Source organism: Streptomyces lacrimifluminis (genome assembly GCF_014646095.1).
Lineage (GTDB): Bacteria > Actinomycetota > Actinomycetes > Streptomycetales > Streptomycetaceae > Streptomyces > Streptomyces lacrimifluminis.
Genome location: NZ_BMMU01000074.1, coordinates 1 through 8,343 on the forward strand (window position 1 = coordinate 1; position 8,343 = coordinate 8,343).

Genomic DNA, 8,343 nt, shown 5'->3' on the forward strand with positions numbered 1-8,343 from the left:
GGGGGGCGGAGGGGCATAAGCCCCTAATGGAATTCCTGGCGGAATTCCTGCGCCCCGGAATTCGCCTGGCGGCGAATTGTCTGTGGTTTATGTCGGGCCGCTGGCGCGGCCCTTGTTTGGCGCGTGAATTTGCCTGGCGGCAAATTCTAGTTGTGGGTGGTGAATGGGGATTTGGGTTTATGTATTTTGCCTGGCGGCAAAATTGATTTTGTTTGTTGTTTAGGCCGCTGGCGCGGCCTTGTGTTGGGTTTGGGTGGTGGTGTGGGTTGTTCGCGGAGCGCTGGTGCGCTCCGGTTGTGATGGTTTGTCGGTGTGGTGGGGTGTCATGCCTGGTGGCATGACTGGGTATTGGGGTTGGTCGGTCTGATGGGTGTTTGGGTGTGGTGTGGGCGCCTGCCGGCGCCTGGGGTGGTGGGTTCGGGCTCCCGTCTGCTGGTGCCCGGTTTGCTCTTGCGGTGCGTCGGTGACGGTGGGCCGCTGGCGCGGCCGGTGTGCTGCTTGTGAGCTCCGGTGGCCCGGAGCTCAGCCCACTGCGGTCTCGCAGTACCCCGCTCCCCCAGGTACTGGCAGATCGCGGTGCTCGGCTCTCTCGTGTCGTGCCGGTACTCGGGTTCTGCCTGTCCCTGATGTCGGCTGTCTCTGCGGGACGATGCCTGCCGATTTCGTGCGGCTACGGTGGGCCGATGTCCAGTCTTCCTCTTGGCAGCGAGCAGGCAGGGGTGGCGCCGGCCGTGTGCGTGGTGCGCTCGGAGCTCGTGTCGGCCCTGCAGGCTCAAGGTGCTCACGGACAGCGGGCACTGAGCCTGTTGCTGGACTCGGCCCAGATCATGAACGCTCCTGCTGTCTTCCAGGCTCCTTACGAGGTGGCGCAGTCGTGTCTGCGTGGTGCGCTGGACAGTGTTCTGAAGATCGCGGGCGAGGATTTCCCTGGGTTGCGCAGCGCGACCGAGGCTGTCACTAAGGCGGCTGGGGCTGTGGCGGTTGCCTGGCGGCATCGCGGCGGGGTGGAAGCCGGGGATCTGGATGTCCTCGTCGGCGCGGTCGATCAGTTGCGTGCTGAGCAGGAGAACCGTGGGGGGGTCCGTACGCGGCAGATCGGTCATTTGGTGCTTGAGCAGACCCGGCAGGAGATGGGCCTCGCCGAGACGGAGGCGGCTCGCAGATGGAGCGCCTTCTACAGCGCCGCTTCCGGTGTGCTGCACGGTTCCAGTAGCGGGGCCAGCGAGGCACGGCATCAGTTCTACGATGTCACCGCTGCTATGGAGCACCTCTTTCTCGGCTTGCCTGAGCGGGCGGACCGGTTGCGGGAGTTGGCCAGGCTGGATGCCCCGGTGGAGCAGGACGCGGACGAGGTTGCGCGGATGACCGACCCGCGGGCCGGGGTGTATTTCTTCCAGGCTGCCGTGAGTGGGCGATGGCTCGATCTGCTGCCGCTGTCGCGGCTGCTGCCCGAGGAGCAACGCTGGCCGGCGGGGCAGTATCTGCGGCGGCTACTGGCTGATGAGCCGGAGCGGGTGTGTGCCTGGGTGGAGGAGAACCTGGACGCGGTCTGTGCCCGGGGGCCCGGGGCGCTGTCGCAGGCGGTCGGGGTGGTCAGCGAGACGGGTATGGCGGCGTGTGCCTTGCTGGCCGGGCTGGTGCGGGCACAGCCGGAACGGTTTGTCTTGATACGTGTCGCGGATTGGGCCAGGGATGTTCCCGTTGCCGAGCGGACGGGGCTGTGGGTGCGCGTGCTCGAGGGCATCGTGCGGGCCCGCACGTTCACCGCGCACGAGTCCTGGGAGAGCGGGCAGGTGCTGCGCGAGCTCGTCGACACCGCACACCCCGGAGGCCGGCTGCGCACCGGCAAGGACCGGCTCGGCGTGATCATCCGTTCCGCGCTTGCCGATGTCCTCGCCGACCATCTGAATGACGAGAGCGCGGGCTTGCAGGCCGAGCTCGTCAACGAACTCGGCACGATCACGCTGACTGACCCACCGCGTGTCATCGTCGTGACGCTGATGCGGGCCGTGCTCGATCTCGCCCTGGCCGAGGCGCAGCTCGGCGTGCCGGTCGGGCAGCGGTTGCGGGGTGTGCACGGCAAGCTGCCCGCCACGGAGCACCGGGCGCGGCTGGTGGCTGTACATCTGACCGAGTCCTGGCCCCACGACAGCCAGCGTGCCGAGGCTGCGGCCGAATGGTGGCGGACGGCGGTCGACGCCGCGCGGGAGGTGGGCGGCGGAACATGGCCGAGCGCGGACCTGGCCGACTTCCTCGCCCTGCTGGACGCCCACTGTCCGCAAGAGCTGCGGGCGCAGCTGGAGGCGGCTCTGGGAGAAGGCTTGGGCGCACCGCCTGATGTGGCTCAGATGCGCGCGTGGGCTGATGCGTTTCCCGGGCCGGTGCCGCGGCGGTGGCGCGTCGTGCGTCGGCTGTCCCCGGTGCTGCCCGAGCCCGTGCGCGGGCCGTGGGAGCCGGTCCTGGCCCTGCTGGAGGAGAAGTACGGGGCTCCCCCGGGCCGGCCTGAGCCCGTTGTGAGGACCACCTCGTGGGTGGAGGCCTACGGGGGGCTGTCCGTGGAGGTCTTCAGCGCGCGGGTTCAGGCCGACGGGGCGGTTGCGGCTGTCGCCGCGCTCGCTGCCGCCCGAGTTGCAGACGACGATGACGATGCTGATGCTGATGCTGATCGTGCCGGGCTGCTGGGCGAGCTCGTGGCCCAGGATCTGCAGGCCTGGGCTGTGGATCCTGCCGCGGTCGCGGCGGCCGCCGCGCGCCCGGTCCTGCAGGCCGCCTACTTCAACGCCCTCCACCACGCCGCGGGTAAAGGCATGCTGGATCCCGGGGTGCTGGGCGCGCTCGCCGAGGCAGCCTTCGCCTTCCGCCCACGGGAGGCCGACGGGCCGCAGGCGGTGCAGTTGCAGCTGGTCATCTCCAACCTCCTGCACCGCGCCTGGGACAGTGGCGCATCCCTGGGGGCCGTAGAAGCGGATGCCGTGGCGTGGCTGCGTGATCTGGTCACTGGCTGGAGCACCCCGCGTCTGGGCACCTCCTCCCCACTGGGCATGGCCACCACGGCGCCCGGCGGCAGCGCCCTGCTCTCCCTGACCGCCTGGGGGGGGCCAGTCCGCGGTGCGCACCGCGGACGGTCTGCCTGAGGAGCTGACGACGACGCTGGAGACGCTGCTGGGTGCCGAGCCGGCCGATGACCAGGCTCTCGCGGTCATCGGGTTCTGCCTCGCCCTGCTCCACCGCTGCGACCCCGCCTGGACGGCCGGCCACGTCGACACGCTCCTGCCCTTGGAGCCGGCGTGGCGCCCCGCGCGTGTCTGGCTGGCTCACGGCAAGCCCGACGCAGCGTTGCTGGCCCGGCTGAACCGCCCCGGTCTGTGGCGTGTCCTGTGTGCGCCGGATGCCGAAGGCGCCCACTACCGGGTCCTGCGTGCGCTGCTGGACGATGCCGAACCTCTCGGCCCTGCCGGGGAGTTCCTCGCCGGACTCGCCGGCTGCCCCGGCGGGACCGTGGCCGTATCCGCGATGCTGTCCCAGCTCGCCACCTACACCGCCGGGTCGGAGAGCGGCGAGGTGACCGAGCGGGCCGCCGGTCTGTGGCGTGCTGCCCTGGGTGCCGGTCTCCCGGCTGCCGCCTTGCGCGGGGTCGGGCATTTCGTGTTCGCCGCTTGTCTTGACCAGGATCTGTGGCTGGAGCTCACCGTCGCCACTCTCGCCCAGCAGCCCGACCTGGAAGACGCCGACTACCTGGTCAAACGCGCCGGCCGTACTCCCGCTTCTCCTGGTGCCCAGTTCATCGCTGCCGCTGCCCTCGACCACGGGCCGGTCGACGGCTATCGGGCCAGGACCGTCCGCCGCGCTGCCGACCTCTATGCCGCGGCACCCTCCGAGACCACCCCCGAGCGTGAGGCATTGCGTGTGGCCCTGATCAACGCCGGAGCCATCGATGACGCCTACGGGAGCTGACGAACGTCTCCGGATTACGGCAAAGGCGGCAGCCCGGTGCGTGGGTACCGGTTCCAGGAGGAGGCTGCATGGTTGCTGGACTTGGGAAGGCCGAGGCCGCGTGCTCGTGGCCGGCCCGTTTCATTTGACCCGTGCACGAGCCGGTGGTGCGTCCTTCCTTCCAGAATTTGACGCGCCGCCGAACATTTTTCGTCTGCGTCCGGTTATAGTCTGCACGTCCCTACCTCGCGGAAAATGGGTGTGTGGGCGTGGGACTGTTTATCCATTCACGTACCTCACGCCGTCCGCTTGGTCCTTTCTGGCCGTACGAGATGGTGAACTGGACACGCTGTCCTTCCTCAAGGGTTCGCTGTCCGTCCATTTGAATAGCGCTGTAATGGACGAAGACGTCGACGGACGGGCTACCGTCGGCGGCATCGACCGAGATGAAGCCGTACCCCTTTTCGGCGTTGAACCATTTGACTGTGCCAGTCCTGTACAGGTATCCCTGCCCGTCAATCTTTCAGCGCTTCCAACGGATGCGCGTACGTCGGCGGGCTCAGTGGGCAGGTTGGCGAGGCGGCGGGCCCAATTCTCGACAACCGTCAGCAATGCGTCGTCGGTCGTGCCCAGTACGTGGTCGAGTGCTTCGTCGGTGTTCTGGCCCGTATCTGCGCGGGTGGGTCCCGATTCGGGCACCGTGCTATGGCCGTCGCCGGCGTGCGTCCATCTGTCCCAGGAGCAGGCCCAGTTCGTCGGGAGTGCGCTCGACGTTGCTCACTGTGGCCTCCTTCGGTCAGCGATGCCGAGTTGCTGCTTGAGGGTGCGGCGGGCCCGCGAGAGGTTCTGCAGAACCGCGGCCTGTTCCAGGCCCATCGATTCGGCGATCTCAGCGGTGGAAAATCCGTCGAGGTGCCGGGCCATCACACTGGGCTGTTTGAAGGGCAGCTGGAGAAGCGTGTGCAGGACGTGCCGTTACTGCTCGTTCAGTTCTGCCGCCTGCAAGGGGGTGCACCAGTCCGCGCTCGTCTGCGCCAGTCGGTCAGCGAGATCGCCTTCGGGCTGCTCGGGGACCGATTGCCGCGAAAAGGCCCGCAGGGCGACCGTGCGCAGCCACGCCTGCGGGCTGCGCACCGGCTGGCTTGAGCGCATCAGTTCCACGAAGGCGCTGTGCACGGCGTCTTCGGCTGCCGGATACTCCGCTCCATGGCGCAGGAGGAACCGGATGAGGTAGGGCGTGTCCTCCTGTGGGAAGTGCCGACGTTTACCGGCGTCGCTGCCTGGCGCCGCGCGCCCGGTATGGGGGCGGATGCGGTGTCATCCTCCATACGGTCCACGGCTGTCTCCCCTCCCCCAGCGCGTTGATGCGGGCTGTGCGGCCTTCCTCTTCGATACGAGTCCTCCTTGGCAGGGCCCTTGGGGTGATCTGGACCACGACCACCCGGGCGATGACACCGGCCACGCATGCGGCCACGGTCACGGCCGCGCTGGCAACTGTGCTGTCCATGATGCTGCGTTCCTCCTCCGGCGAGGGCGGGTGCCCGCGCTTGGGTATGGAGCGGCGATGGGGGCCGATTTTCTGACATCCCGGGGGCCATGCTTCCGCCTGGGACCGACGCGCGGCCGTTCGTGATCTTCCAGTTGCCTCAGCCTCGCGACTGCGGGCCACTTCTTTCAGCGGAAAGGAATCCCGCTGGGAACGACAGGAAGGCTTTCTCTTTTCGGTTGATAAATTGACTCGATATTCGTTCTGGAGGCTCGGTTCATCGATTTATATTTCGGTTTTACAGCGTGACCCTGTGCAGGCCGCTCGGGGTGCGGCGGCGTCGAGGTCCTCTGCCCGTAGGGGGCGGAAGCCACCGGTGGGGCCGTACAAGGTCGTGCTCACCCGGCGAGCGGTAGGCGTCTGCGGCAGTCTCGGCTCGTGCATCCGGCCAGTGCGGCTGCGGCGCTGGCGCGGCGGTCGTCCCGGGGCTCCAACTCCTCGTTGTGTGGCTACGGTTGTCGAGGGGGTCGCCTGGCAGTGGCGGCGGGCACTGGCACTCCTTGTGCACGGCCGGGCCTGTGCTGCAGCTGTTCATGCCGGACCAGCCCACGCGGCTCTGTTACTCCTCCGATGTGGCCCGTCCTGCGCGCGGGGCATCCCCGCCAAGGACGAGGACCGGACAGCAGTGCTGCGTCTGTTCGAGCTGATGGGGATCGCGTTCGACGGACTCGATGGCGGGGTCCAGATCATCGTCGGTGACCACGCGAACTCGCACGAATCGTGGCTCCGGGTGCGCTACAACTGGCGTGACGGCGAAGCCCCTTGCCCCAGGCGTGGATCGAGCGGCACGGCGGCAATACGAGTTTGCCTTCCACGGAGGCCGGCTCGATACGAGCGACGACCGAGGAACCCACATGGCAACCGTCTCCCCGAACCGGCGCACGGAACGGGCCGGTGTCAACGCGCTGAGATCGTTCCTGGACGAACACGACCACCTGGTGCAGGAGATAGCCAGCGGCACGGATCACGGCGAGGACTGCTTCGTGATGCTGACCCGCCAGCGGAAGCGGACGGGCTACTCCTTCACCGTCCAGGTCAAGGCGGGCAGGAAATACAAACGGGCACATGGCTACGCGATCGACGTCGGGGACCACTTCGCTGACTGGCAGGCAAGCAAGGTCCCCGTGATCGGGGTGGTGTACGACGTCGACGAGCGGCGCATGTTCTGGATCAACCTCACGCTGCGCCTCAGCACTGTGACCACGGCCCCGCGGTGGGTGCAGATCCCTCGGGAGAACGAGTTGTGTGCCGCCTCGCTCGACACGTTCGTCACGCACATCGAGGAATTCACCGATTCGCGTGACAAGTTGCCTGTCGGCGCGGCAGGCAATCAGGCTGAGGAGGACGCGTCTTCCCCGCGTGGACGGGCGGACCGCAGCCGGACGCGTGCCTTCCGCGCGCCGGTACGGCAGTGGACGAAGGCCACGACCGCACCCGGCGCCCGGCAGCCGCAGGTCGCCGAAGGGTACGCAGTGGTGCGCCACAGCCATATGATCCGCGTCCTCGACGCCGTGTCGGGTGCCGAGGCATGGTCCGCCGGATCGGCCTTCAATCGGCCCAGTCCGATGGGTGACGAAGCTCTCTACGTGTCCGCGGGGGCCGGCCGCCTGCGCGCCGTGGCGCTGCGTTCCGGGCGTGTGCGCTGGGAGCAGCCCTTGCGAGTACGTGACGACCTCGCCGTCTACAGCTCAAGAGCGCTCTACGCCCCTGACGAGAAGGGCAGGATCTTTGCTCTGGACACCTACGGGGGCAGCGTCCGCTGGTCGTCCCCGGCAGACGATCAGCAGGTCACGGCTCCGCTCCTCGTCAACGACGACGCGGTTTTCGCCCTGCGCGCAGCAGCACCCGTCGACAGCCCCACAGTGTCTTCGTCGGGCGCCCGCGAAGTGGTGGCACTAAGCGTGGCGGAGGGTGTGCGGAAGTGGCGCCATCGGGCCGACTGCGCCTTGTCACCTGCTTGGACACTGGCCGATGACGTTCTGTACGTCGTGGAACAGGCTGGTGATGACACCAGCGTCCTGGTCGCCCTCGACGTGACCACCGGACGTCAGGTGTGGAGATGCTCCCTACCGGCGCCGGTTTCCGCGGCTGTCGTGTCGGGCGAGTTCCTGTACTTCTCCGGGGGACGCGGAGGCCTGTACCGGGTGTCCCGCTCCGATGGGACCTGGCGCCGGAGCGACACCGCCGCCACTGTCCTCACCGCGTCTCCCGTGGTGGCGGACGGCACCGTGGTGGTGAATACAGGGCATGCGCTCGCCGCGTTCGATGCCGAGGATGGCACCAGCCGGTGGGTCAGGCGTCTGCCGGGCCTTGCCCAGGGGCAGCCCTTCGTCATCGGGGTCGCCGTGTACATCGGCCACCGGACAGGCGTGTGGGCCTGTGATGTCAGGACAGGCAGACGCCTGTGGTCGGATGACATCACTTGGGATCCTGAGAGCCAGGGAAACCCGGTCGCTACGGCCGATGCTCTGTATGTCACCGACCGGCGCGGGGTCGTCCATGCCTTCCGCGCATCGTGAACTGCGGTGGCGGGTTTTCTCTCTGGCACCCGAATTCGTTTGCCGAGGCCGACGGTGAGGGTCATGCTCCGGGAATGACGGCTGAGTCACCCCGCTACGGGATCCGTTCCCTCGCCTGGACCAGCATCCAGGAGGACTGTTTCCCTCAACACCCCGACACCGCCCCATGGGACGGGAGCGAGGCCACCTCGCTGAACCGGCTGCGGGGACTGGTGATCGTTCAGGCAGCCGAGACCGAGGCGGTGCTCGGCCTCATCCTGTCGCGTCTCGACCCGACAGTCCGTCTTACTGATCGTTTCAGAATGAGTTGAGTCGCGGGTCTTGTGCTCGACGATCTTGGTCGGC

8 protein-coding genes and 1 pseudogene are annotated in these 8,343 nt (G+C 67.8%); 6 read left to right on the top strand and 3 right to left on the bottom strand.

Annotation, left to right across the window (positions count from 1 at the left end; genetic code table 11):
* From IEY89_RS39550 to IEY89_RS39560, 3 genes are all read left to right on the top strand, one after another.
* Positions 1 to 206: hypothetical protein (locus tag IEY89_RS39550; RefSeq protein ID WP_229695721.1), on the top strand; the 206-nt coding region annotated here is incomplete at its 5' end.
* Between the two features lie 477 nt (positions 207 to 683).
* A complete protein-coding gene (locus IEY89_RS39555) occupies positions 684 to 3,134 on the top strand; it encodes a hypothetical protein (protein ID WP_189152359.1) in 2,451 nt (816 codons plus the stop codon).
* Positions 3,109 to 3,954: a hypothetical protein gene (locus IEY89_RS39560; RefSeq protein ID WP_189152360.1), complete on the top strand. Its 846-nt coding sequence runs from the start codon at positions 3,109 to 3,111 to the stop codon at positions 3,952 to 3,954. The genes IEY89_RS39555 and IEY89_RS39560 overlap by 26 nt, the downstream gene beginning before the upstream one ends.
* A 220-nt stretch (positions 3,955 to 4,174) precedes the next feature.
* Here the strand turns inward: IEY89_RS39560 and IEY89_RS39565 are convergent, their stop codons facing one another.
* The 3 genes from IEY89_RS39565 to IEY89_RS39575 form a co-directional block, all read right to left on the bottom strand.
* Positions 4,175 to 4,435: a cold shock domain-containing protein gene (locus IEY89_RS39565; RefSeq protein ID WP_189152365.1), complete on the bottom strand. Its 261-nt coding sequence runs from the start codon at positions 4,433 to 4,435 to the stop codon at positions 4,175 to 4,177.
* A 275-nt stretch (positions 4,436 to 4,710) separates the two neighbouring features.
* Positions 4,711 to 4,899 (bottom strand): sigma factor-like helix-turn-helix DNA-binding protein, encoded by a 189-nt coding sequence (locus IEY89_RS39570; protein ID WP_308437489.1) that lies wholly within the window; start codon positions 4,897 to 4,899, stop codon positions 4,711 to 4,713.
* A gap of 9 nt (positions 4,900 to 4,908) precedes the next feature.
* The gene (locus IEY89_RS39575; protein ID WP_189152362.1) at positions 4,909 to 5,094 is read right to left on the bottom strand and encodes a hypothetical protein; all 186 of its coding nucleotides are present in this window, start codon (positions 5,092 to 5,094) and stop codon (positions 4,909 to 4,911) included.
* Positions 5,095 to 5,981: 887 nt separating this feature from the next.
* Here IEY89_RS39575 and IEY89_RS42185 point away from each other — a divergent pair.
* From IEY89_RS42185 to IEY89_RS39585, 3 genes and pseudogenes are all read left to right on the top strand, one after another.
* Positions 5,982 to 6,224: pseudogene (locus IEY89_RS42185) on the top strand (DUF3732 domain-containing protein); the annotation flags it as partial.
* Positions 6,225 to 6,333: 109 nt separating this feature from the next.
* The gene (locus tag IEY89_RS39580) at positions 6,334 to 7,998 is read left to right on the top strand and encodes an outer membrane protein assembly factor BamB family protein (RefSeq protein ID WP_189152363.1); all 1,665 of its coding nucleotides are present in this window, start codon (positions 6,334 to 6,336) and stop codon (positions 7,996 to 7,998) included.
* 74 nt (positions 7,999 to 8,072) lie between these two features.
* The gene (locus tag IEY89_RS39585) at positions 8,073 to 8,309 is read left to right on the top strand and encodes a hypothetical protein (protein WP_189152364.1); all 237 of its coding nucleotides are present in this window, start codon (positions 8,073 to 8,075) and stop codon (positions 8,307 to 8,309) included.
* Positions 8,310 to 8,343 lie beyond the last annotated feature (34 nt).

Bases quoted from the DNA above. Each gene is read 5' to 3' on its own strand.
- IEY89_RS39555 (WP_189152359.1), top strand. From the start codon at position 684: ATGTCCAGTCTTCCTCTTGGCAGCGAGCAGGCAGGGGTGGCGCCGGCC.
- IEY89_RS39580 (WP_189152363.1), top strand. From the start codon at position 6,334: ATGGCAACCGTCTCCCCGAACCGGCGCACGGAACGGGCCGGTGTCAAC.
- IEY89_RS39585 (WP_189152364.1), top strand. From the start codon at position 8,073: ATGACGGCTGAGTCACCCCGCTACGGGATCCGTTCCCTCGCCTGGACC.